At 66.1% G+C, this 25,174-nt stretch carries 19 protein-coding genes; 11 read left to right on the top strand and 8 right to left on the bottom strand.

Annotated elements, in window-relative coordinates; all coding sequences use genetic code 11:
* Positions 1-138: 138 nt before the first annotated feature.
* Genes AB9O74_RS13450 through AB9O74_RS13460 form a run of 3 tightly spaced genes read left to right on the top strand, consistent with a single transcriptional unit; the run spans position 139 to position 7,879 of the window.
* Positions 139-1,284, top strand: a complete 1,146-nt coding sequence (locus AB9O74_RS13450; RefSeq protein WP_354274319.1) for an efflux RND transporter periplasmic adaptor subunit — start codon at positions 139-141, stop codon at positions 1,282-1,284.
* On the top strand, positions 1,281-4,790 hold the full coding sequence (locus AB9O74_RS13455; RefSeq protein ID WP_369349598.1) for an efflux RND transporter permease subunit: 3,510 nt from the start codon (positions 1,281-1,283) through the stop codon (positions 4,788-4,790). Before AB9O74_RS13450 ends, AB9O74_RS13455 begins: the two co-directional genes overlap by 4 nt.
* Positions 4,787-7,879: an efflux RND transporter permease subunit gene (locus AB9O74_RS13460; RefSeq protein WP_369349599.1), complete on the top strand. Its 3,093-nt coding sequence runs from the start codon at positions 4,787-4,789 to the stop codon at positions 7,877-7,879. The genes AB9O74_RS13455 and AB9O74_RS13460 overlap by 4 nt, the downstream gene beginning before the upstream one ends.
* A 184-nt stretch (positions 7,880-8,063) precedes the next feature.
* Here the strand turns inward: AB9O74_RS13460 and AB9O74_RS13465 are convergent, their stop codons facing one another.
* From AB9O74_RS13465 to ykgO, 6 genes are all read right to left on the bottom strand, one after another.
* Entirely contained in the window at positions 8,064-9,284 is a 1,221-nt protein-coding gene (locus AB9O74_RS13465; RefSeq protein WP_369349600.1) for a TraB/GumN family protein, read from the bottom strand.
* A 4-nt stretch (positions 9,285-9,288) separates the two neighbouring features.
* Positions 9,289-9,819 (bottom strand): GNAT family N-acetyltransferase, encoded by a 531-nt coding sequence (locus AB9O74_RS13470; protein ID WP_123729052.1) that lies wholly within the window; start codon positions 9,817-9,819, stop codon positions 9,289-9,291.
* A gap of 20 nt (positions 9,820-9,839) precedes the next feature.
* A complete protein-coding gene (locus tag AB9O74_RS13475) occupies positions 9,840-10,727 on the bottom strand; it encodes a carbon-nitrogen hydrolase (protein WP_369349601.1) in 888 nt (295 codons plus the stop codon).
* A gap of 274 nt (positions 10,728-11,001) precedes the next feature.
* Entirely contained in the window at positions 11,002-12,036 is a 1,035-nt protein-coding gene (locus AB9O74_RS13480) for an agmatine/peptidylarginine deiminase (RefSeq protein WP_369349602.1), read from the bottom strand.
* 46 nt (positions 12,037-12,082) lie between these two features.
* Positions 12,083-12,409, bottom strand: coding sequence for a hypothetical protein (locus AB9O74_RS13485; RefSeq protein WP_176989789.1), 327 nt, complete (start codon positions 12,407-12,409; stop codon positions 12,083-12,085).
* 196 nt (positions 12,410-12,605) lie between these two features.
* Positions 12,606-12,731: a type B 50S ribosomal protein L36 gene (ykgO, locus tag AB9O74_RS13490; protein ID WP_057628212.1), complete on the bottom strand. Its 126-nt coding sequence runs from the start codon at positions 12,729-12,731 to the stop codon at positions 12,606-12,608.
* 194 nt (positions 12,732-12,925) lie between these two features.
* Between ykgO and cmk the strand changes: the two genes are divergently transcribed.
* From cmk to galU, 8 genes are all read left to right on the top strand, one after another.
* On the top strand, positions 12,926-13,606 hold the full coding sequence (gene cmk / locus AB9O74_RS13495) for a (d)CMP kinase (protein WP_176989790.1): 681 nt from the start codon (positions 12,926-12,928) through the stop codon (positions 13,604-13,606).
* A gap of 194 nt (positions 13,607-13,800) precedes the next feature.
* A complete protein-coding gene (rpsA, locus tag AB9O74_RS13500; RefSeq protein WP_019183099.1) occupies positions 13,801-15,486 on the top strand; it encodes a 30S ribosomal protein S1 in 1,686 nt (561 codons plus the stop codon).
* A gap of 87 nt (positions 15,487-15,573) precedes the next feature.
* A complete protein-coding gene (locus AB9O74_RS13505; RefSeq protein WP_019183098.1) occupies positions 15,574-15,879 on the top strand; it encodes an integration host factor subunit beta in 306 nt (101 codons plus the stop codon).
* Positions 15,880-15,982: 103 nt separating this feature from the next.
* The gene (locus AB9O74_RS13510) at positions 15,983-16,267 is read left to right on the top strand and encodes a LapA family protein (RefSeq protein WP_121042138.1); all 285 of its coding nucleotides are present in this window, start codon (positions 15,983-15,985) and stop codon (positions 16,265-16,267) included.
* 6 nt (positions 16,268-16,273) lie between these two features.
* Positions 16,274-17,452 carry a lipopolysaccharide assembly protein LapB gene (gene lapB, locus AB9O74_RS13515; RefSeq protein ID WP_176989792.1) on the top strand — a complete coding sequence of 393 codons (1,179 nt, stop codon included), beginning with the start codon at positions 16,274-16,276 and terminating at the stop codon, positions 17,450-17,452.
* A gap of 3 nt (positions 17,453-17,455) precedes the next feature.
* Positions 17,456-18,430, top strand: a complete 975-nt coding sequence (locus tag AB9O74_RS13520) for a glycosyltransferase family 4 protein (protein WP_369349603.1) — start codon at positions 17,456-17,458, stop codon at positions 18,428-18,430.
* Positions 18,431-18,446: 16 nt separating this feature from the next.
* A complete protein-coding gene (locus tag AB9O74_RS13525; RefSeq protein ID WP_176989794.1) occupies positions 18,447-20,354 on the top strand; it encodes a nucleoside-diphosphate sugar epimerase/dehydratase in 1,908 nt (635 codons plus the stop codon).
* On the top strand, positions 20,354-21,235 hold the full coding sequence (gene galU, locus AB9O74_RS13530) for a UTP--glucose-1-phosphate uridylyltransferase GalU (RefSeq protein ID WP_369349604.1): 882 nt from the start codon (positions 20,354-20,356) through the stop codon (positions 21,233-21,235). Before AB9O74_RS13525 ends, galU begins: the two co-directional genes overlap by 1 nt.
* 227 nt (positions 21,236-21,462) lie before the next feature.
* On the opposite strand, the gene AB9O74_RS13535 is transcribed toward galU, so the two are convergent.
* Together AB9O74_RS13535 and AB9O74_RS13540 are read right to left on the bottom strand one after the other, a co-directional pair.
* Entirely contained in the window at positions 21,463-22,671 is a 1,209-nt protein-coding gene (locus AB9O74_RS13535) for an acetyl-CoA C-acyltransferase (protein WP_019183092.1), read from the bottom strand.
* A gap of 90 nt (positions 22,672-22,761) precedes the next feature.
* Complete coding sequence (locus AB9O74_RS13540) at positions 22,762-25,134, bottom strand: 3-hydroxyacyl-CoA dehydrogenase/enoyl-CoA hydratase family protein (RefSeq protein ID WP_346477997.1); 2,373 nt, start codon at positions 25,132-25,134, stop codon at positions 22,762-22,764.
* Positions 25,135-25,174 lie beyond the last annotated feature (40 nt).

Here is a 25,174-nt window from a genome sequence, read left to right on the forward strand (position 1 = left end):
CCTGCGATTTCATCTAGCTGAAACCGGGGCCGGGAAGCCATCGCCGCAGGTCACCATGACCTTTGGGATATGGTGTGGTCGTGACGTGGTGCATTACTTTGCTACCACACCTGCCCACGCATCCTTAGGGACACGACGATGTCGCGACAATCTTTCCTGCCCGGCCGCACCGGACGCTGTGCCGCTGCACTGCTGATCACCACGACGCTGCTGCTCAGCGGCTGCGGCGGGGCCGGGCCAGCCGAAGCCCAGGCCGCTGAAAAAGACGGCAAGGCCGAGAAGGCCGCCGACGCCGTGCCGGTCGAAGCCGTCGCCGCCAGCCGTCGCGCCGTCGCCGCCAGTTACACCGGCACCGCCGCACTGGAGCCGCGGGGTGAGTCGCAGGTGGTCGCCAAGACCTCCGGCGTCGCGCTGGCGGTACTGGTCGAAGAAGGCCAGCAGGTGCGTGCCGGGCAACCGCTGGTGCGGCTGGACCCGGACCGCGCACGCCTGGCGGTCGCCCAGAGCGAAGCGCAGCTGCGCAAGCTGGAGAACAACTACCAGCGCGCCCAGAAACTGGTCGGTCAACAGATGGTCAGTGCCGCCGACGTCGACCAGATCAAGTACGACCTGGAGAACGTCCGTGCGCAGTACCGCCTGGCCACGCTGGAGCTGTCCTACACCACCGTGATCGCACCGATCTCGGGCGTGATCGCCTCGCGCTCGATCAAGACCGGCAATTTCGTGCAGATCAACACGCCGATCTTCCGCATCGTCGACAACTCGCGCCTGGAAGCCACGCTCAACGTTCCCGAGCGCGAACTGGCCACGCTGCGCCCGGGCCAGCCGGTCACGCTGATCGCCGATGCGCTGCCGGGCAAGACCTTCCCGGGCACGGTGGACCGCATATCGCCGGTGGTCGATGCCGGCAGCGGCACGTTCCGCGTGGTCAGCGGATTCGGCGAAGACGCCGAGGGCCTGCAGCCGGGCATGTTCGGCCGCATCCGGATCGACTATGACCAGCGTGCCGACGCCCTGGTGGTGCCGCGTCTGGCGCTGCTCGACGACGGTGAGCCGGCGGTGTTCCGCGTCCGCGATGGCAAGGTCGCGCGGGTGCCGGTCAAGCTGGGGTATGCCGAAGGCCCCTGGGTGGAGATCCGCGAGGGTCTGGCCGCGGGTGACCAGGTCGTCACCGCCGGCAAGGTCGCGCTGCGCGATGGCACCGCGGTGCAGGTGATCGGCGCCAAGCCGGCCGCCACCGCCGCTGCGAAACCGGCACCGGCCAAGGCGGAGAGCCGTCAATGACAGCGGCCGGCAACGACCACGGCAACGATCCGCACCAGGGCGAGCGCCCGGGTGCCCACGGCGGCGGCCTGGTGGAGTTCGCCACCCGCCGCCGCGTGACCATCGCGATGTTCACCGTCACGCTGATGCTGTTCGGCTTCATCGCGCTGGGCAACCTCAAGGTCAACCTGCTGCCCGACCTGAGCTACCCGACCCTGACCGTGCGCACCGAGTACACCGGTGCGGCCCCGGCGGAAATCGAAACGCTGATCACCGAGCCGGTCGAAGAGGCCGTCGGCGTGGTCAAGAACCTGCGCAAGCTCAAGTCGATCTCGCGTACCGGGCAGAGCGATGTGGTGCTCGAGTTCGCCTGGGGCACCAACATGGACCAGGCCAGCCTGGAGGTGCGCGACAAGATGGAAGCGCTGAACCTGCCGCTGGAGGCGAAGTCTCCGGTGCTGCTGCGCTTCAATCCGTCCACCGAGCCGATCATGCGCCTGGTGATCTCGGCCAGGACCGACACCTCCAGCGACGCCGAAGCCGTGCGCCAGCTCACCGAGCTGCGCCGCTACGCCGATGAAGACCTGAAGAAGAAGCTGGAGCCGGTCGCCGGCGTGGCCGCGGTCAAGGTCGGTGGTGGCCTGGAGGATGAGATCCAGGTCGACATCGACCAGCAGAAGCTGGCCCAGCTCAACCTGCCGATCGACAACGTCATCAAGCGGCTCAAGGAAGAGAACATCAACATCTCCGGCGGTCGCCTGGAGGAGGGCTCGCAGCGTTACCTGGTGCGTACCGTCAACCAGTTCGCCGATCTGGAGGACATCCGCAACCTGCTGGTGACCACCCAGAGCAGCAACGGCAGCGCCGCCGATGCAGCGATGCAGCAGATGTTCGCGATCGCGGCCTCGACCGGCTCGGATGCCGCCGTGGCCGCTGCGTCTGCCGCGCAGAGTGCGTCCAGCAGCAGCTCCACCAACATCGCCAACGGCGTGCCGGTGCGGCTCAAGGACATCGCCACCGTGCGCCAGGGCTACAAGGAGCGCGAAGCGATCATCCGCCTCGGGGGCAAGGAAGCGGTCGAGCTGGCGATCTACAAGGAGGGCGACGCCAACACGGTGTCGACCGCCGAGGCGCTGCGTGCGCGCCTGGAGCAGATCAAGGGCCAGGTTCCCGGCGATGCCGAACTGACCACGATCGAAGACCAGTCGCGCTTCATCGAACATGCCATCAGCGACGTCAAGAAAGACGCGGTGATCGGCGGCATCCTCGCCATCCTGATCATCTTCCTGTTCCTGCGCGATGGCTGGAGCACGTTCGTGATCAGCCTCTCGTTGCCGGTCTCGATCATCACCACGTTCTTCTTCATGGGCCAGCTGGGCCTGAGCTTGAACGTGATGTCGCTGGGTGGGCTGGCGCTGGCCACCGGCCTGGTGGTGGATGACTCCATCGTGGTGCTGGAGAGCATCGCCAAGGCGCGCGAGCGCGGCCTGAGCATCCTGCAGGCCGCCATTGTCGGCACCCGCGAAGTGAGCATGGCCGTGGTCGCCTCGACCCTGACCACCATCGCGGTGTTCCTGCCGCTGGTGTTCGTGGACGGCATCGCCGGCCAGCTGTTCCGCGACCAGGCGCTGACCGTGGCGATCGCGATCGCGATCTCGCTGCTGGTCTCGATGACCCTGATCCCGATGCTGAGCTCGCTGAAGGGCCGCCCGCCGCTGGCGTTCCCGGAAGAGCCCGCGCATCAGCCGTGGCAGCCGGACAGCCGTTGGCTGAAGCCGGTCGCCGGCAGCCGCCGCGGCGTGGGCACGGTCGTGCGCTGGATCTGCTTCGGGATTGCCTGGTCGGTGATCCGCGTCTGGCGCGGCCTGGTGGCCGTGATCGGGCCGGTGATGCGCAAGGCCAGCGATGTGGCGATGAAGCCGTACGCCGGTGCCGAGCGCGGTTACCTCAAGCTGCTGCCGGGTGCGCTGCATCATCCGGGCAAGGTGCTGGGCCTGGCGGCGCTGGCCTTCGTCGGCACGATGGCGCTGGTGCCGATGCTGGGTGCGGATCTGATCCCGCAGCTGGCCCAGGACCGCTTCGAAATGACCGCCAAGCTGCCGGCCGGTACGCCGCTGAAGCAGACCGATGCGCTGGTCCGCGAGATGCAGCTCGCCCATGCCAAGGACGACAGCATCGCCTCGCTGTATGGCGTCAGTGGCAGCGGCACCCGCCTGGATGCCAGCCCGACCGAGAGTGGCGAGAACATCGGCAAGCTGACCGTGGTGATGGCCGGTGGCGGCAACGCGCGCACCGAAGCGGCGATCACCGAGCGGCTGCGCGAATCGATGCAGCAGCACCCCGGGGTGCAGGTCGACTTCGCCCGCCCGGCGCTCTTCAGCTTCTCCACGCCGCTGGAAGTGGAGCTGCGCGGCCAGGACATGGCCACGCTGGAAACCGCTGGCAAAGCCCTGGCGGCGATGCTGCGCAACAACCCGCACTACGCCGACGTCAAATCCACGGTGGAAGAGGGCTTCCCGGAGATCCAGATCCGCTTCGACCAGGAGCGCGCCGGTGCGCTCGGCCTGACCACGCGGCAGATCGCCGATGTGGTCGTCAAGAAGGTGCGCGGCGACGTGGCTACGCGCTACAGCTTCCGCGACCGCAAGATCGATGTGTTGGTGCGTGCCCAGGAAGGTGACCGGGCCAGCGTGGAGAGCATCCGCCGGCTGATCGTCAATCCGGGCAGCACCCGGCCGGTGACGCTGGATGCGGTCGCCGAGGTGGTCGCCACCAACGGCCCGAGCGAGATCCACCGCGCCGACCAGACCCGCGTGGCGGTGGTCTCGGCCAACCTGCGGGACATCGATCTGGGCGGCGCCGTGCGCGAAGTGCAGGACATGGTCGCCAGCCAGCCGCTGGGCGCCGGGGTCGGCATGCACATCGGCGGGCAGGGCGAGGAGCTGGCCGACTCGGCACGCTCGCTGGTCTTCGCCTTCGGGCTGGCGATCTTCCTGGTCTACCTGGTGATGGCCTCGCAGTTCGAATCCCTGCTGCACCCGTTCGTCATCCTGTTCACCATCCCGCTCGCCCTGGTCGGCGCGATCCTGGCGCTGATGCTGACCGGCAAGCCGATCTCGGTGGTGGTGTTCATCGGCCTGATCCTGCTGGTGGGGCTGGTGACCAAGAACGCGATCATCCTGATCGACAAGGTCAACCAGCTGCGCGAGGCCGGTGTGCCCAAGCGCGAGGCCCTGGTGGAAGGGGCACGCTCACGCCTGCGGCCGATCATCATGACCACGCTGTGCACGCTGTTCGGCTTCCTGCCGCTGGCGGTGGCGATGGGCGAGGGCGCGGAAGTGCGCGCGCCGATGGCGATCACCGTGATCGGCGGCCTGCTGGTCTCCACCCTGCTGACCCTGGTGGTGATTCCGGTGGTGTACGACCTGCTCGACCGTCGTGGTGATGCCTACTACCGCGAGCGCGGTCGTCACCTCAAGACACCGCTGGCCGGCACCGGCCATGACGCAGCCCGGGAGCCGGCATGAGCATTGCCGAGTTCTCCATCCGCCGGCCGATCACCACGATCATGTGTTTTGTGTCGTTGGCGGTGGTGGGCCTGATCGCCTCGTTCCGGCTGCCGCTGGAAGCGCTGCCGGACATCTCCGCCCCGTTCCTGTTCGTGCAGGTGCCGTATACCGGCTCCACCCCCGAGGAGGTCGAGCGCAACATCATCCGGCCGACCGAAGAAGCGCTGGCGACGATGACCGGGATCAAGCGCATGCGCTCCTCGGCCACCTCCGAAGGCGCCAGCATCTTCATCGAGTTCACCGACTGGGACCGCGACATCGCGATCGCGGCCTCGGATGCGCGGGAACGCATCGATGCGATCCGCGGCGACCTGCCGGACGATCTGCAGCGCTACAACGTGTTCAAGTGGTCCAGCAGCGATGACCCGGTACTGAAGGTGCGCCTGGCCAGCGCCACCGACCTGACCGGCGCCTACGACATGCTCGACCGCGAGTTCAAGCGGCGGATCGAGCGCATCCCCGGCGTGGCCCGGGTCAACATCTCCGGCGCACCGCCGAACGAGGTGGAGATCGCGATCAGCCCCGATCGCTTGACTGCCCACAACCTGAGCATCAACGAACTCAGCGACCGCCTGCGCACGCTGAACTTCTCGATCTCGGCCGGGCAGATCGACGACAACGGCCAGCGTGTGCGCATCCAGCCGGTCGGCGAGATCACCGACCTGCAGGAACTGCGCGACCTGGTGATCGACAACAAGGGTCTGCGCCTGGGTGATATCGCCGAGATCCGGCTCAAGCCCACCCGGATGAACTACGGCCGCCGCCTGGACGGCAACCCGGCCGTGGGCCTGGATATCTTCAAGGAGCGCAGCGCCAACCTGGTCGAGGTTTCGCGCGCGGCACTGGCCGAGGTCGAGGCGATCCGCAAGCAACCCTCGATGCGCGATGTGCAGATCAAGGTGATCGACAACCAGGGCAAGATGGTGACGTCCTCGCTGCTGGAGCTGGCCGAGGCCGGCGCGGTGGGCCTGCTGTTGTCGATCACGGTGCTGTTCTTCTTCCTTCGCCACTGGCCGTCCACGCTGATGGTGACCCTGGCGATCCCGATCTGTTTCGTGATCACGCTGGGCTTCATGTATTTCGCCGGCGTCACCCTCAACATCCTGACCATGATGGGCCTGCTGCTGGCGGTCGGGATGCTGGTGGACAACGCCGTGGTGGTGGTGGAGAGCATCTACCAGGAACGCGAACGCATGCCCGACCAGCCACGGCTGGCCTCGATCATCGGCACCCGCAACGTGGCCATCGCGCTCAGTGCCGGCACCCTGTGCCACTGCATCGTGTTCGTGCCGAACCTGTTCGGCGAGACCAACAACATCAGCATCTTCATGTCGCAGATCGCGATCACGATCTCGGTCTCGCTGCTGGCCTCCTGGCTGGTGGCGGTGAGCCTGATCCCGATGCTGTCCGCGCGCATGCAGACGCCCAAGCTGGTGCATTCGGAGACGGGCGTGATCGCACGCCTGCAGCGCCGCTACGCCACGCTGCTGCAGTGGACGCTGGAGCACCGCGGCTGGAGCGTGTTCGGCATCCTGATGGTGGTGCTGGTCAGCCTGGTGCCGATGAAGCTGACCAAGATCGACATGTTCGGGGGCGAGGGTGGCCACGAGGTGTTCATCGGCTACAACTGGAAGGGCGCCTATACCTTCGGCCAGATGTCCGAGGAAGTAGCGCGTGTTGAACGCTACCTCGATGACAACCGCGCGCAGCTGCACATCACCCAGGTGTATTCCTGGTACAGCGAGCAGGAAGGCAGCAGCACCATCGTGACCTTCGACACCGAGCATGCCAAGAACATGCCGGCCGTGCAGGAAGCGCTGCGCAAAGGCCTGCCGCGCTCCGCACGTGCCGACTACGTGGTCGGCAATTCGGGCGAGGGCAATGGCGGGAGTGGCAACAACCAGGTGCAGGTGCAGCTGGTCGGCGACTCGACCCAGATGCTGCAGGAGATCGGTGAGGAAGTCGTGCCGCTGCTGGCCCAGCGCAAGGAACTGCGCGACGTGCGCATCGACAACGGCGAGAAGGGCAGCGAGCTGTCCATCCACGTCGACCGCGAGCGCGCTGCCGCGTTCGGCTTCAACGCCGAGCAGGTCGCCAGCTTCGTCGGCCTGGCCCTGCGCGGTGCGCCGCTGCGCGAGTTCCGCCGCGGCGACAGCGAAGTGCCGGTATGGGTCCGCTTCGCCGGTGCCGAGCAGAGCAGCCCGGAAGACCTGGCCAGCTACACCGTGCGCACCGGCGACGGTCGCTCGGTGCCGCTGCTGAGCCTGGTCGATGTGGCGATCAAGCCCTCGGCCACGCAGATCGGCCGCACCAACCGGCAGACCACGCTGACCATCAAGGCCAACCTGGCCGAGAAGGTCACCGTGCCGGAAGGCCGCAAGGCGATGGAGGAGATGCTCAAGCCGATGAGCTTCCCGGCCGGCTACACCTTCAGCTTCGATGGCGGCGACTACGGCGACGACAACGAGGCGATGGCACAGATGATGTTCAATCTGGTGATCGCGCTGGTGATGATCTACGTGGTGATGGCCGCGGTGTTCGAGTCCCTGCTGTTCCCGGCGGCGATCATGAGTGGCGTGCTGTTCTCGATCTTCGGCGTGTTCTGGCTGTTCTGGATCACCGGGACCTCGTTCGGAATCATGTCCTTCATCGGCATCCTGGTGTTGATGGGCGTGGTGGTGAACAACGGCATCGTGATGATCGAGCACATCAACAACCTGCGCCGCCGTGGCATGGGCCGGACCCAGGCCTTGGTGGAAGGCTCACGCGAACGCCTGCGCCCGATCATGATGACGATGGGCACCGCGATCCTGGCGATGATTCCGATCTCCATGACCGACACCCAGCTGCTCGGCAACGGGCCGCCGTACTACCCGATGGCGCGCGCCATCGCCGGCGGCCTGGCGTTCTCCACCGTGGTCAGCCTGCTGTTCCTGCCGACCATCTACGCGATGCTCGATGACATGAGTACGGCGGTATCGCGGATCATCCGGCGCGCGCGTGGACTGCCGCCGAAGGGCAGTGCAGACGTGATCGAGGCGGCGTAATCCCGAGTGAAGGTGCCGGCCATTGGCCGGCCCAGGCGGTGCGTCGGGTGGAGAGCCCCCGGCGTCCGGGGGCGGCCGCGAAGCGGCGGGGGTGCGGAGGCCGGAAAGAGGGGCCCAAGGCTTGCGGAGCAAACCTTGGGGCGGCAGCGCGGCGCGCTGGCGCGTACCCGGCACGAAGGCGGCGCTACGCGCCGACTTTGTGCCACACCTGGAAACCGGTCAGCCACAGCCCCAGCATGCTGCCCAGGTTGGTCAGCATGAAGGTCAGCACCACGCGGGTCACCCGGTTGCGGTACCAGCCCCTGACGCTCTGCGCATCGTCGCGCAGCTTCAGGAAGTCTTCGTACGCCGGCTTGCGCAGGCGCGCTTCCACCAGCGCGGAGAACGCACCGGTCGGGATGCTCAGCCGGAACGGCTTGAACGGCGCGACCACGATCGCGGTCAGGATGCTCAGCGGGTGGCTGCCCGCCAGCAGGCAGCCCAGGCCGGCCAGACCGCCGGTATACATCGCCCAGACCGCCAGCAGCTCGCTGCCGACACCCAGGCCGCCACGGTAGAAGCCCACGCCGATACCGGTCAGCACGATGGCCAGGATCGCCAGCGTGATCCACGGAATGTTGCGCTTCTTCGGCACGTCTTCCAGCGACTCGCGCAGCGGGCCCGGCGCGTCGGTGTCGGTTTCCAGGTACCTGGCCAGACCGGCCAGATGACCGGCACCGACCACGGCCAGCACTTCGCGCTGGGCAGGATCATGGACTTCGCGCAGGCGGGTGGCCATGTAGCGGTCGCGCTCGCCGATGATGGTTTCGTACAGGGCAGGGCTCTCGCTGGCGAACTCGCCGAAGCTGGCTTCGAGCATGTCGCCCTGCTTGAGCTTCTCGATCTCGGCTTCGCCGACTTCCTCGGAGGCGAACAGGCCGGCGCCCAGGCCCATCACCAGCTTGATCTTGCCGAAGAAGCCCAGGCGCTGCGAGGCACGCCGGAAGGTCAGCCCGACCTCGCGGTCGATCAGATGCACCGGCAGATTGCGTTCATTGGCCAGGGTGACCGCGCGCTTGAGCTCCGCGCCCGGCTCGATCTCGAGCTGTTCGGCCAGGCGGCGCTGGTAGGCGGCCAGGGCCAGATTGGCCGCGAACAGGGCGACGCGGCCCTTGCGGATCACCTCGACCAGGTCCAGCTTGGCCAGCGCATCCGGATCGGTCAGTGCCTGCAGGCGCTGCGCGTCCAGTTCGACCGCGACCGCATCGAAGCGGCCACTCTCGATCGCACGTTCCACCGCTTCCACGCTGGCCTGCGAGACGTGCGCGGTGCCCAGCAGGGTGTAGCGCACGCCATCGCGTTCGACAATGCGCACGGGCTGGCCGGCGAACAGGGTGTCGCCGGCGTCAATCAGGGTATCGGTCATTGCATCATTCATTCGAAGGGGCGCTGTCGGCACCATCGCCGAGCGCGCGCTGCATCTGGACAGTGTCCAGCCAGCGGCCATGCTTGCGGCCGAGGCCGCGGAAAACGCCGACGGTCTGGAAACCGAAACGCTCGTGCAGTTTGATGGAGGCGGTATTGGTCGGCTCGCCGATCACCGCCACCATCTGCCGGTAACCGCGGGCGACGCAGGCATCGATCAGGCCCTGCATCAGCGCGGTGCCGACCCCGCGGCCCTGGAACGCCGCATCCACATAGACCGAATTCTCCACGGTCCACTGGTAGGCGATCCGGCCACGATAGGTATTGGCGTAGGCATAGCCGGCCACCTGGCCATCGACCTCGGCCACGATGTACGGAAAGCCGCGGCCGACGATGTCCTGCATGCGGCGGCGCATTTCCGCCGCCTCCGGGATCTCGTACTCGTAGGTGTTGACGAAGTCGGTCACTTCCACCGCATAGATCGCGGTGATGGCCGCGATATCGGCATCGGTGGCGTCGCGCAGGTGCACGGTCACGGTGGGGGCGTCCTGGTCGGTCAGTCGATGTAGCGCTTGAGCAGATCGCCGTACGCGTCGATCCGGCGATCGCGCAGGAACGGCCAGATCCGGCGGACGTGTTCGCTGCGCTGCAGGTCGACATCGCAGACCAGCACGGTCGGCTCGCCACCGGCTTCGGCGATGAACTCACCCTGCGGGCCAAGCACGTGGCTGTTGCCCCAGAACTCGATGCCCGAGGCGCCCAGTGGCGAGGGCTCATGGCCGACGCGGTTGCAGCTCAGCACCGGCACGCCGTTGGCCACGGCATGGCCGCGGTGGCTCAGCACCCACGCATCGCGCTGGCGGCCCTGTTCGTCCTGCTGGTCATCCGGGTCCCAGCCGATCGCGGTGGGATAGAGCAGCAGTTCGGCACCGGCCAGCGCCATCAGGCGGGCGGCTTCCGGGTACCACTGGTCCCAGCACACGAGCACGCCGAGGCGACCCACCGAGGTATCGATCGGGGTGAAGCCCAGATCGCCGGGGGTGAAGTAGAACTTTTCGTAGAAGCCCGGATCATCCGGGATGTGCATCTTGCGGTACTTGCCGAGCAGGGTGCCGTCTTTTTCGAAGACCACCGCGGTGTTGTGATACAGCCCGGCAGCGCGGCGCTCGAACAGCGAGCCGACGATCACCACGCCGTGCTTCTTCGCCAGCGCGCCCAGGCGCTCGGTGCTCGGGCCCGGGATCGGCTCGGCCAAGTCGAATTCATCGACCGACTCGTGCTGGCAGAAGTACGCGCCGTTGTGCAGTTCCTGCAGCAGGATCAGCTTGGCACCCTGTGCGGCCGCTTCAGCCACGCGCGCTTCGATGACGGCCAGATTGGCCTCGGCATCGCCGTGGTTGCGCTCCTGGATCAGGGCGACGGAAAGGGTGTGGCGTGAGCTCATCCGGAGACGGTCCTGCAAGGGGAAAAACGCAGTTTATCGCGGATGGGTGCACGCAGCGTGCTGGCTGCTAAATGGGCAGACGCGTGGTCTGCAGGCTGCGGCGGCTGGGCTGGCGGGTGCGGAGGTGCGGGACGCGCCGTAAACCCTTCCCTGGGGGCTCGTGGGCGCCATCCATGGCGCCCTGACGGTCCCGCACCTCCACACCCGCCAGCCCTTCGACAGTGCGTCGGTGGCCTGGCAAACAGCGGTAGCCCACGACCGTTGGTCGTGGCGCTTAAGCCAGCAACCCCGCCGGCAGCTGCATCGTGATGCAGTGCAGGCTGCCGTTCTGCCAGATCAGCGAGCGGCACGGCACCGGCACGATCTCGCGGTCCGGATAGGCCTGGGCCAGCACCGCACGCGCGGCCTCGTCGGCGGCATCGCCGTAGGCCGGCATCAGCACCGCACCATTGAGGATCAGGTAGTTTGCGTACGAGGCCGCAAGGCGGCGGCCCTCGTCGATCACCGGCTGCGCCCACGGCAGCGGGAACAGGCGGTACGGCTGGCCGTCGCGGGTGCGCAGCGCAGCCAGTTCGGCACCCATCGCCTGCAGTTCGGCATAGTGCGAATCGCTGGCGTCATCGCAGGCCTGGTAGACGATGCTGTCGGTCGAGGCGAAGCGGGCCAGGGTATCGATGTGGGCGTCGGTGTCGTCGCCTTCCAGATAGCCATGGTCCAGCCACAGCACGCGGTCCTGGGCCAGCCAGGTGGCCAGGTCGGTGCTGAGCGATTCGCGGCTGCGATCCGGATGACGCTCGTGCAGGCACTGCCAGGTGGTCAGCAGGGTGCCGGCGCCATCGGTCTCGATGCCGCCGCCTTCCAGCGCGAACGGAATGCTCTGCAGCTCCGCAGCGCTGAACAGCCCGGCGGCGTGCAGCACGCCGACCAGCTGGTCATCCAGGCTGGCGTCGAACTTGCCGCCCCAGCCGGTGAAGCGGAAGTCCAGCAGGCGGAAGCCGCCGTCGGCGCGCTTGAGCGTGATCGGGCCGGAATCGCGCAGCCAGGTGTCGTCGTACTGGGCCGTCACGAACCGCACGCGGTCCGTGTCGATCCGGTTCGAGCGCAGGCGCGCGTCGGCGTACGCCTCCAGGTCGTCGTCGGCGACGATGATCACCACCGGCTGGAAGCGGGTGATGGCAGCGACGAGGGCGATGTAGGTGTCCTCGACGTCACCCAGGCGGTCAGCCCAGTCGGTGTCGGCGTGGGGCCAGGCGATCAGGATGGCGGACTGGGATTCCCATTCGGCCGGAAAGCGGAGCGTGTCGTTCATGATCTCAGTGCGAAGGCCCGCCGGCGGGCGGGCAAGGGGTGGGGGGTCAGCGGATCGGCGGTTTCGGCCCGATCTCGTTGGCGTCGGCGCGGTTGGCGACCACGTCGATCACCTTCTGCTTTTCGAAGTAGACGGTGAACTGCGGGTAGACCCAGCGGTTGATCGTCGGCCACTGCTGCTTCTGTCCGCCGCGCGGTTCCAGGCGTTCGCCCGGGTCGCCGAACTGGGCCTGGACCTGCTGCATGCTCTGGCCGCGGACGGGCAGGGCGATGGCGGGCTTCTCACGGCTGCGGTCGATCAGCAGGGTGTCGGCGTGGGCACTGGAAACGGCCAGGACGGCCAGCAACGGCAAGGTGGTCAGGTAACGTTTCATCTCGAACTACTCCCCAGTGGTCAAGAATGCGGAAGGTCTCACGACTGCAGGTCTCAAGACTGCAGGTCTCACGACCAACGGTCGTGAGCTACCCGGCGATTACAACAAAAATGGCAGCAAAAAGCCGCCCGGAGGCGGCTTTTTGTTCATCGCCCGGTCCGGTGAGGGACCGGTGGCGGCCGTGAGGCCAGCCGGCTCAGCGCTGGCGAGCCTTGAAGCGCGGGTTCGACTTGCAGATCACGAAGATCTTGCCGCGGCGACGGACGACCTTGCAGTCGCGGTGACGGGTCTTGGCCGACTTCAGGGAAGACAGGACTTTCATTGCATACCTCGGCGTAAACGTTGGATTCGGTTGGAGCGCGGCCGCGATATGCAGATGACAATCGGCAGGTGACGCCCGTTCAAGCCCGCCATTCTACCGGGCTTTTCCCCATCCTTTCAAGTGGTTGGGCCAAAAAAGTCTCAGGCCACCCCGGGCAGGGGCTAGAATGGGCGGTCACATCTATCGGGAAACCCATGAATCAGCTTCCATCCGTGCTCACCATCGACGGTCCTTCCGGGGCCGGCAAAGGCACTGTCAGCCGCATTGTCGCACGCCGGCTGGGCTGGCATTACCTGGATTCGGGCGCCCTGTACCGGGCGGTGGGCGTGGCCGCCAGCTGGGCCGATATCGATACCTCCGACGCCTCGGCGCTGGTCCGCTGCACCTTCGACACCCACGTGCGGTTCGTGGAATCGGCCGATGGCGGGCTGCGGGTGCTCGTCAACGAGACCGATGCCACCGACGAGCTGCGGCTGGAGACCACCGGCGCCCTGGCCTCGGCGATCGCGGCCATCCCGGAGGTCCGCGCGGCGCTGAAAGAGCGCCAACGCGCATTCAGGATGGAGCCGGGCCTGGTCGCGGACGGTCGGGACATGGGAACGGTCATCTTCCCGGACGCCCCATTCAAGGTGTTTTTGACCGCCAGCGCCGAAGAGCGGGCCGAGCGGCGGCATAAGCAGTTGAAAGACAAGGGTGTTTCGGTTAACTTTGACGACCTCCTGCGCGAGATCATGGCCCGCGACGCCCGTGATGCACAGCGCACAGTGGCGCCCCTGAAGCCGGCAGACGATGCCGTCATCATCGACACCAGTGGTATTGGCATCGACGCCGTCGTTGCCAAGGTATTGGATCTGCTTCCGGTTTCGGGTGCCTGATCCGTTGTAAAGGAGGGCTGTCAGGGCATCGACGGTGTCGCACCATCGCAAGGCAACAAAAGCTCCGTCCCGCAATGATGCGTGGCGGTTTTCCTACTTAACACACGACCTGCGTTTCCGGGGTCGACCAACAGGCGGGCAGTAAGCGGTTCCCTTCGGGGGCCAATGCCCATGTGTCCAACAGAGTAAATCTAATGACCGAATCATTTGCAGAGCTGTTCGAAGCCAGTCAGGCCAATCTGGCCAAGCTGAAGCCGGGCTCGATCGTCAGCGGTGTCGTTGTTGAAGTCCGCGGCGATGTCGTGGTGATCAACGCCGGCCTGAAGTCCGAAGGCATCGTGCCGATCGAACAGTTCCGTAACGACGCTGGCGAGATCGATGTCGCTGAAGGCGACGTCGTCAAGGTTGCCCTCGATTCCATCGAGAACGGCTTCGGTGAAACCGTTCTGTCGCGTGAGAAAGCCAAGCGCGCGATGGTGTGGGACGAGCTGGAAGAAGCGTTGGAAAAGAACGAAACCATCACCGGCCGCATCAGCGGCAAGGTCAAGGGTGGTTTCACCGTGGACATCAAGGATGTCCGCGCGTTCCTGCCCGGTTCGCTGGTGGATGTGCGCCCCGTGCGCGACCCGGCCTACCTGGAAGGCAAGGAGCTGGAATTCAAGCTCATCAAGCTGGACCGCAAGCGTAACAACGTCGTTGTGTCCCGTCGTGCAGTCGTCGAGAGCGAGCATTCGGAAGAGCGCGAGCAGCTGATGGACAAGCTGCAGGAAGGCGCGATCCTGAAGGGTGTCGTCAAGAACCTGACCGATTACGGCGCATTCGTGGACCTGGGCGGTATCGACGGCCTGCTGCACATCACCGACATGGCCTGGAAGCGCGTGCGCCATCCGTCCGAAGTCGTGAACGTCGGCGACGAGCTGGACGTCCGCGTGCTGAAGTTCGACCGCGAGCGCAACCGCGTTTCGCTGGGTCTGAAGCAGCTGGGCGAGGATCCGTGGGACAACATCGCCCGTCGTTACCCGGCCAACAGCCGCGTCTTCGGCAAGGTCTCCAACGTCACCGATTACGGCGCATTCGTCGAGATCGAGCCGGGCGTCGAAGGTCTGGTTCACGTGTCCGAAATGGATTGGACCAACAAGAACGTCAACCCGTCCAAGGTTGTGCAGGTCGGTGACGAAGTTGAAGTCATGGTCCTGGACGTCGACGAGGAGCGTCGCCGCATCTCGCTGGGCATGAAGCAGGTTGCCGCCAATCCGTGGGAAACCTTCGCTGCGATCCACAAGAAGGGCGACAAGGTGTCGGGCCAGATCAAGTCGATCACCGACTTCGGCATCTTCATCGGCCTGGACGGCGGTATCGATGGCCTGGTGCACCTGTCCGACATCAGCTGGAACACCACCGGCGAAGACGTGGTCCGCAACTTCAAGAAGGGCGACAACCTGGACGCCGTCGTCCTGGCCGTCGATCCGGAGCGCGAGCGCATCAGCCTGGGCGTCAAGCAGCTGGAGCAGGATCCGTTCGGTCAGTACATGGCTGCCAACCCGAAGGGTTCGAAGGTCGAAGGCGTGGTCAAGGAAGTGGACGCCAAGGGCGCTACCATCGAACTGGCTGACGGCATCGAAGGCTACGTGGCTGCTCGCGACGTTGCGAACGAGCGCGTCGACGACGCGACCCAGTTCCTGAAGGTCGGCGACAAGGTTGAAGCCAAGTTCGTGGGCATGGATCGCAAGGGTCGTACCCTGCAGCTGTCGATCAAGGCCAAGGACGACGCGGAAATGCGCGAAGTGCTGGAGGAATACCAGTCCTCTTCGGCTTCCAGCGGCACCACCCAGCTCGGCGCGCTGCTGCGTGCACAGCTGAACGGCAACAAGTCCGAGTAATCGGTCTGTCGCTGTCGTAGTTTCCTGGGCGGCCCGGACATCAGTCCGGGCCGTTTCAGGGTCTGAGTTCCTCCCCAAGAGCCCGTAATGACCAAATCCGAGCTGATCGAAATCCTGGCGCGCCGACAGGCGCATTTGAAGTCGGACGATGTCGATCTGGCCGTGAAGTCGTTGCTGGAAATGATGGGCGGGGCGCTGGCCGGCGGGGATCGCATCGAGATCCGCGGGTTCGGCAGTTTTTCGTTGCACTACCGGCCGGCACGGCTGGGGCGCAATCCCAAGACCGGGGAATCGGTCGCGTTGCCGGGCAAGCATGTCCCGCACTTCAAGCCGGGCAAGGAACTGCGTGAGCGCGTCAGCGCCGTGGTACCGCTGGAAAGCGATCCTGCCTGAGTGTCCATCCGCCACGGGGCGGATGCATGATTTCCATGGAGTCGGCTGGTAGAGCGGAGTGTTAGTCCGCTACTCTTGAGCCCTACGGAACTGGAGCTGCTGCATGAACATCGTACGTCTGCTGATCCTGCTGGCGGTTCTGGTCGTGGGCCTCATCATCGGTGCCCTCAACTCGCAACCGATCATCATCAGCCTGGGCTTTACCCAGATCAATTCCACCACCGGCGTGGCGATCATCATCGCCCTGTTGTCCGGTGCCCTCATCGGCGGCGGCCTCGTGCTCGCCAGCGTGGTGATCCCGCTGTACGCCAAACTGCGCCGTGCGCAGAAGGCCGCGCCCGCCGTGGTCGTGGCACCCCCTTCTTCTTCTACATTCGACGGACGCTGAGCGCCGATGGAATTTGTCTCCGAGTGGTTCTGGTTCTTCCTGTTCCTGCCCCTGGCCGCGCTGTCGGGCTGGGTGATCGGGCGTCGCGGTGGCCAGCGCCATGGCGACAACCAGGTCAGCCATCTGTCCAGCACGTATTTCCGCGGCCTGAACTACCTGCTCAATGAGCAGCCGGACAAGGCGATCGAGCTGTTCCTGCACATCGCCGAGCTGGACAAGGAAACCTTCGAGACCCAGGTCGCGCTGGGCCATCTGTTCCGCCGCCGCGGTGAGGTCGATCGTGCGATCCGCCTGCACCAGGGCCTGGTCAACCGCGCGGACCTGAGCGATCAGCAGCGCGTCCAGGCGCTGCTGGCACTGGGCGAGGACTACATGAAGTCCGGCCTGCTCGACCGCGCCGAAACCGTGTTCACCGAGCTGGCCCAGATCGACCAGCGTGCCCCGCAGGCGCTCAAGCACCTGATCGGCATCTACCAGGCCGAGCGCGATTGGGAAAAGGCGATCGACAACGCCAGCCGCTTCGAGGAAGTCACCGGCGAGCCGATGGGCAAGCTGATCGGTCAGTTCGAGTGCGAGCTGGCCGAGCGCTACCGCGGGGCGGGCAAGATCGACGAAGCGCGCGCCGCGATCGCGCGTGCGTACCAGGCCGATGCGATGTCGGTCCGCGCCGGCATCATCGAAGGCCGCCTGGAAGACGATGCCGGCAACGCCGAAGCAGCGGTCCGTGCGTTCGAACGTGCGGCACGCAACGATCCGGAGTACCTGCCCGAAGTGTTGCAGGCGCTCATGCAGAACTACCGGAAGGTCGGTGATCTCGGCGGCGCACGCGCGTTCCTGTCGGAGATGACCGAGCACTATCGCGGCATCGCGCCGGTGCTGGCGCTGACCCAGCTGATGGAAGAGCAGGAGGGCGTCGCGCCGGCGCGCGCCTACCTCGGGCGCCAGCTCAAGGACCGTCCGTCGGTCCGTGGCGAATCGGCGCTGATCGACCTGACCCTCGCCGAGGGCGCCGATTCCACCGCGACCCTGCACGACCTCAAGCACATCACCGACCAGCTGCTGGTCCGCAACCCGGCGTACCGCTGCACCCGGTGTGGCTTCGGTGCGCGCACCCATCATTGGCAGTGCCCGAGCTGCAAGGAATGGGGCACCGTCAAGCCACTGCTCAATTACGCGGTGCTCTGAACCATGATGGTCGCCTGGATGACGGGGCTGCTGGCGGTGCTGGCGGTATCGGCGGGCTTGACCTGGGGCGCGCGCGCGTATGCGCTGCGTCGCAATCTAGTGGATGAGCCGGGCGAGCGGCGCAGCCACGGCGTGGCGACGCCCCGGGGCGGCGGTATTGCGATCGTCCTGACCCTGCTGCTGGCCTGCGTGGTCGCGGCGGTGATCTGGCCGACCGCCCGGATCACGCTCGCGGTGTTCGCGCTGGGCCTGGTGCTTGTCGCCGGGATCGGCTGGTGGGACGACCATCGGCCGCTGCCGGCAGTGCGTCGCCTGCTGGTCCATGTGATCGCCGCGGCACTGCTGGCGGGGCTGGTCTGGCACGCCACCGGTAATCCCTGGCAGGCGCTGCTGGCGCTGTTGTTCGCCACCTCGTTGATCAATATCTGGAACTTCATGGATGGGATCAACGGCATCGCCACCACCCAGGCGATCCTGGCCGGGCTCGCCTTCGCGATGGTGCTGCCCCCGCCCTATGGGCTGGCCGGCGTGGTGCTGGGACTGGCCTGCCTCGGCTTCCTGCCGTTCAATTACCCGCGGGCACGCATCTTCATGGGCGACGTCGGCAGCGGGGCGCTCGGCTATGCGATCGCGGCCCTGGTCTGCCTGGTCAGTGTGCGCACGGATATCCACTGGCTGCTGTTGCTGGTGCCGCTTTCGGCCTTTCTTGTGGACGCGGGCTTCACATTGCTTTCGCGCATCCTGTCCGGACAGCGCTGGATGGAACCCCACACGCAGCATCTCTATCAGCGCGCGGTGAAAGGTGGTGCAAGCCACACTTCCGTCACCGGGGTGTATCTTGTTTTTGGAATATTCAGTGCGGCAGTGTTTAATGCATGCACGAATTTGCAGCCGAGGTGGGAGGCTGCCGTGGCCATCGCGTGGTTGATCCTCGCGTCCGGTCTTTGGCTGCTCCTGCGCAAGGGAATGCGCAACTAGAAGGATTACGCTGTTTATGACGCCTTGGCAGGACCGACTTACCGGCTTGATGCCCCGTGCGGCCATCGTCGCCCACGACCTGTTCATGGTCTGGGCGTGCTGGCAGCTGCTGCATGCGGGGCGCTATTCGATGCTGGCCGATGCGCCGGCGTTGCCGCTCTGGAACATCGATACCTCGCTGGTGCTGATCATCCAGGCCGTCGTGTTCTGGCGGGTGGGCCTGTATCGCGGCCTGTGGCGCTTCGCCAGCGTCGCCGATCTGCTCAACATCTTCAAAGCCAGCTTCATCGGCCTGCTCGCGATCGTGGTGGCGCTGGCCTACAAGCGCTTCGATGGCGTCCCGATGTCGGTGCTGGTGATCTATCCGTTCGCGCTGTCGGCGCTGCTGGGCGCCCCGCGCCTGCTGTATCGCGCGTGGAAGGACTACCAGGCGCTGCAGTCGGACGTCACCGCCCGCCGCGTGCTGATCCTCGGTGCCGGCCAAGCGGCCGAGGCACTGGTCCGCGATCTGCGTCGTTCCGGTGATTTCGAACCGGTCGGCCTGCTCGACGATGCCCCGCATCTGCAGGGCGCCAAGCTGCAGGGCCTGCCGATCCTGGGCACGCTGGAAGACGCCCCCGCCGTGGTCCGTGAGACGGCCGCCAAGCTGCTGGTGATCGCCATCCCGTCGCTGGATGCCGTGGGCATGCAGCGGGTGGTGGCCATCTGCGAAAGCACCGGCGTGCCGTTCCGCATGGTGCCCAAGCTCAATGACATCCTGCTCGGCCACTCGTTGCCGGGCGAGCTCAAGGAAGTGGCGATCGAGGACCTGCTCGGCCGCAAGCCGATCCTGCCGGACTGGGCGCTGATCCGCGGCTGGCTGGGGGGCCGCACCGTGCTGGTGACCGGCGCCGGTGGTTCGATCGGTTCTGAACTGTGCCGCCAGTGTGCCCGCCATGGGGCAGGGCGCATCGTGCTGGTCGAGATGAGCGAGCTGCTGCTGCTGACCATCGAGGCCGAGCTGCAGCGCAGCTTCCCGGACCTGGTCGTGGAGGCGGTGCTGGGTGACTGCGGCGATCCCGCGGTGATCCGCCACGCGCTGTCGCTGTCGCGGGTGGATTCGGTCTTCCACGCCGCCGCCTACAAGCAGGTGCCCGTGCTGGAGCGACAGCTGCGCGAAGCGGTGCGCAACAACATTCTGTCCACCGAGACCGTGGCCCGGGCCTGCGTCGAAGCCCGCATCGAGCACTTCGTCTTCATTTCCACCGACAAGGCGGTCGACCCGGTCAATGCGCTGGGCGCCAGCAAGCGCTATGCGGAGATGATCTGCCAGAGCCTGGACCAGAAGACCAGCCACACCCGTTTCGTGACCGTGCGCTTCGGCAACGTGCTGGCCTCGGCCGGCAGCGTGGTGCCGGTGTTCCGCGAGCAGATCCTCAAGGGCGGCCCGGTCACCGTGACCGACCCGGAAGTCACCCGTTACTTCATGACGATTCCCGAAGCCTGCCAGTTGATCCTGCAGGCGGCCGCCTCGGCTTCGCATGGGGCGATCTATACCCTGGACATGGGCGAGCCGGTGCCGATCCGCGTGCTGGCCGAGCAGATGATCCGCCTGGCCGGCAAGCAGCCGTACAAGGACATCGCCATCGTCTATACGGGCCTGCGCCCGGGCGAAAAACTGCACGAGACGCTGTTCTATTCCGACGAAGATTATCGCCCGACCGCGCATCCGAAGATTCTCGAAGCCGGCGTGCGCACGTTTGCGCGCGAGCAGGTATTGGCCAACGTGCCGAAACTGCGCGAGGCGATCATCAGTTATGACACCGATGCAATCAACAGCATTCTGTTTGCAACCATGCCGGAGTTTTCTCCGCTGCAACAGGACGATCACGTCAGCTCTGCTAAAGTGCTGGCCTTTCCGGCGCGTGAGGCCAACAGGTTCTGATGAGCAAGCGTATTCGTAAGGCGGTATTTCCTGTCGCAGGGTTGGGAACGCGATTCCTTCCCGCCACCAAAACCGTTCCCAAGGAAATGCTGCCGATTATCGATCGGCCGCTGATCCAGTACGCCGTTGATGAGGCGATCGAGGCGGGCTGTGACACGCTGATCTTCATCACCAACCGCTACAAGCATGCGGTCGCCGATTATTTCGACAAGGCCTACGAGCTGGAGCAGAAACTCGAGCGCGCCGGCAAGAAGGAACAGCTTGAGCTGGTCCGCCATGTGCTGCCGAACGGCGTGCGCGCCGTGTTCGTGACCCAGGCCGAAGCGCTGGGCCTGGGCCATGCGGTGCTGTGCGCGAAGGCGATCATCGGCGATGAACCGTTCGCGGTGCTGCTGCCGGACGATCTGATCTGGAACCGTGGCAACGGTGCGCTCAAGCAGATGGCCGATGCCAATGAAGCCACCGGCGCCAGCATCATCGCGGTGGAAGACGTGCCGCATGAGAAGACCGGCAGCTACGGCATCGTGGCCACCGAGGCCTTCGATGGCCGCCAGGGCAAGATCAGCGCCATCGTCGAGAAGCCCAAGCCGGAAGACGCCCCGAGCGATCTGGCGGTGGTCGGCCGTTACGTGCTGAGCCCGAAGATTTTCGAGCTGCTCGAAGCGACCGGTACCGGCGCGGGTGGCGAAATCCAGCTGACCGACGCGATCGCCGAACTGCTCAAGACCGAGCGCGTGGATGCGTTCCGCTTCGAGGGCCGCCGCTTCGACTGCGGTACCCATCTGGGCTTGGTCGAGGCAACGATCCGCTTTGCCCTCGACAACGAGAAGCTGGCTGGTCCTGCACGCGAAGTGCTGCAGAAGATGCTCGCCGAAGGCTGAGGGAACGCCCTCGCACGTTGTAGCGATGGGTAGTGCCGGCCGCTGGCCGGCTCCCGAGAGAACAGAAAAGGGCAGCCGCGAGGCTGCCCTTTTCGTTTCCGGCGGTGCACCGACCAACGGTCGGTGCCTACCCTTTGATTTTGTTGCCCGTCGCATCGGTGTTGCCCGTTGCATCGGTGATAACCGTTGCATCGGTGCCGACCCATCGGCCGGCACCGATCATTGCCTCACAGCGATTCGAAGATGCCCGCCGCGCCCATGCCGGTGCCGATGCACATGGTCACCATGCCGTACTTCTGCTGGCGACGGCGCAGGCCGTGCAGCAGGGTGGCGGTGCGGATCGCGCCGGTCGCGCCCAGCGGGTGGCCCAGGGCGATCGCGCCGCCCAGCGGGTTGACCTTGGACGGGTCCAGGCCGCAATCGCGGATGACGGCCAGCGACTGCGCTGCGAAGGCTTCGTTGAGCTCGATCCAGTCGAGCTGGTCCTGGGTCAGGCCGGCCTGCTTGAGCGCCTTCGGGATCGCGGCGATCGGGCCGATGCCCATCACTTCCGGGCGCACGCCGGCGACCGAGAAGCTGACGAAGCGGGCCAGCGGGGTCAGGCCGTAATCCTTGATCGCCTGCTCGGACGCCAGCAGCACCGCACCGGCGCCATCGCTCATCTGCGAGGAGTTGCCCGCGGTGACGGTGCCGCCGAACTGGCCGTTGCGGAACACCGGGCGCAACTTGGCCAGGCCTTCAGCGGACGAATCCAGGCGCGGGCCTTCGTCGGTGTCCACGATCTTGTCGCGGGTGATGATGCGGCGGCCGTCAGCCAGGTCGGGCTGGCGGGTGCGCACGTCGTAGGGGCTGATCTCGTCCTTGAACTCGCCGTTCTGGATCGCGGCGATGGCCTTCTGGTGCGAGGCGAGGGCGAACGCATCCTGGTCCTCGCGCGAGACCTTCCACTCTTCGGCGACCTTCTCGGCGGTGATGCCCATGCCGTAGGCGATGGCGACGTGGTCGTTGTCGAACACGCTCGGGGCCATCGCGATCTTGTTGCCCATCATCGGCACCATCGACATCGATTCGGTGCCACCGGCCAGCATCAGGTCCGAGTTGCCCAGGCGGATCTGATCTGCGGCCATGGCCACGGCCTGCAGGCCCGAAGAGCAGAAGCGGTTGACGGTCTGCGCGGCGATGGTGTCCGGCAGGCCGGCCAGCAGCACGCCGATGCGCGCCACGTTCATGCCCTGCTCGGCTTCGGGCATCGCGCAGCCGATGATCGCGTCATCGATGCGGTTGACGTCCACGCCCGGCGCCTGCGCGACCACGGAGCGGAGCACGTGGGCCAGCATGTCGTCGGGACGGGTATTGCGGAACACGCCCTTGGGCGCCTTGCCCACCGGGGTGCGGGTGGCGGCGACGATGTAGGCGTCCTGGATTTGCTTGGTCATTGCAGTGATCTCTTGAATGTGGGGACAGGTGTGCCGACCAACGGTCGGCACCTACCGGGCGCGGACGGGTCCGTCGCGCCCGGCGCGCCATCAATTACGCAGCGGCTTGCCGGTCTTGAGCATGTGCGCGATGCGGGCCTGGGTCTTTTCCTGCTGGGCCAGTTCGACGAAGTGCTTGCGCTCCAGCGTCAGCAGCCACTCTTCGTCCACCAGCGTGCCGCGATCCACTTCGCCGCCGCACAGTACGGTGGCGATGCGCACGGCGATCTCGTAGTCGTACGGGCTGATGAAGCGGCCTTCCAGCATGTTGACCAGCATCATCTTGAACGTGGCGATGCCGACGTCACCGGCGACCTGGATGCGGCGGGCCGGCATCGGCGGACGGTAGCCGCCTTCGGCCAGCGCCAGCACTTCGGCCTTGGCGATGTGCAGTGCTTCGAAGCTGTTGAACACGACCTTGTCGGTGGCGCGCATCAGGCCCAGTTCCTTGGCGTTGACCGCCGAGTTGGAGACCTTGGCCATCGCGACGGTTTCGAAGGTCTTCTTCAGCTCGGCGAACACGTCGCCGCCCGGACCGGCCGCCTGCGAGGCACGCACGGCCAGTTCCTTCAGGCCACCACCGGCCGGCAGCAGGCCGACGCCGGCCTCGACCAGGCCGATGTAGCTTTCCAGCGCAGCCACGCTCTTCGCGCTGTGCATCTGGAACTCGCAGCCACCGCCCAGGGCCAGGCCGCGCACGGCGGTCACCACCGGCACCAGCGAATACTTGATCGCCTGGCTGGTGCGCTGGAAGTTGTGCACCATCTCTTCGAACTGGTCGACCTTGCCGGCCTGCAGCAGGCCGAGCGCACCGGCCAGATCGGCACCGGCGGAGAAGGGCTCCTTCTGCTGCCAGATCACCAGGCCCTTGTAGTCCTGCTCGGCGCGCTTGATCGCTTCCTGCAGGCCATTGAGCACGTGGTCGGACACGGTGTTCATCTTGGTCTTGAAGCTGACCACCGCGATGCCGTCGCCGTCGTGCCACATGCGCACGCCATCGTTCTCGAACACGGTTTCGCCCGGGCTGAAGCTCTCGCCCAGCAGCGGATCCGGGAAGCGCTGGCGCTGGTACACCGGCAGCGCCGAGCGCGGCAGCTTGGCGTTGCGCGACGGGCTGTAGCTGCCTTCGGCGGCGTGCACGCCGTCGCGGCCATCGAACACCCAATCCGGCAGCGGGGCGTTGCTCATGCTCTTGCCGGCGACGATGTCATCGGCGATCCACTGCGCAACCTGCTTCCAGCCGGCGGCCTGCCAGGTTTCGAACGGGCCCAGCGACCAGCCGTAGCCCCAGCGGATGGCCAGGTCGACGTCGCGCGCGGTCTCGGCGATGTCGGCCAGGTGGTAGGCGCTGTAATGGAACAGGTCGCGGAAGGTCGCCCACAGGAACTGCGCCTGCGGATGCTGGCTCTCGCGCAGCTTGGCGAACTTCTCGGCCGGGTTCTTGATCTTCAGGATCTCGACCACTTCCGGGGCGGCGGTGCGATCGGCCGGGCGGTAGTCCTGCTTTTCCAGGTCGAGGACGACGATGTCCTTGCCGACCTTGCGGAAGATGCCGGCGCCGGTCTTCTGGCCGAGTGCGCCCTTGGCGATCAATGCGTCCAGCCACTTCGGCGATTTGAAGAATTCATGCCACGGATCGTTGGGCAGGGTGTCGCCCATGGTCTTGATCACGTGCGCCATGGTGTCCAGGCCGACCACGTCCGAGGTGCGGTAGGTGGCCGACTTCGGGCGGCCGACCAGCGGGCCGGTCAGGCCGTCGACTTCGTCAAAGCCCAGGCCGAATTCCTGCGTGTGGTGGATGGTGGACAGGATCGAGAACACGCCGATGCGGTTGCCGATGAAGTTCGGGGTGTCCTTGGCGTACACCACGCCCTTGCCCAGGGTGGTGACCAGGAACGCTTCCAGGCCTTCCAGCACGGCGGCATCGGTGGTGGTGGCCGGGATCAGCTCGGCCAGGTGCATGTAGCGCGGCGGGTTGAAGAAGTGCACGCCGCAGAAGCGGTGGCGCAGCTGCTCGGGCAGCACGTCGGCGAGCTTGTTGATGCCCAGGCCGGAGGTGTTGGAGGCGAGCACGGCGTGATCGGCCACGAACGGGGCGATCTTCTTGTACAGGTCCTGCTTCCAGTCCATGCGTTCGGCGATGGCTTCGATGATCAGGTCGCAGTCTTTCAGCTGCTCCAGGCCGGTCTCATAGTTGGCCGGCGTGATCGCCTCTGCGTAGGACTTGCTGGCGAGCGGGGCCGGGCTGAGCTTGCCCAGGTTGGCGATGGCCTTGAGCACGATGCCATCGGCCGGACCTTCCTTCGCGGGGAGGTCGAACAGCACCGTGTCGACGCCGGCGTTGGTCAGGTGGGCGGCGATCTGGGCACCCATGACGCCGGCACCCAGCACGGCGGCACGGCGGACTAGCAGGGAATTGGACATGTCGATAAGCCTTTGTTGGTCGGGCAGCCGGGCAGCGCCT

Source organism: Stenotrophomonas sp. JAG2, from assembly GCF_041080745.1.
GTDB classification, from domain to species: Bacteria; Pseudomonadota; Gammaproteobacteria; order Xanthomonadales; family Xanthomonadaceae; genus Stenotrophomonas; species Stenotrophomonas maltophilia_AA.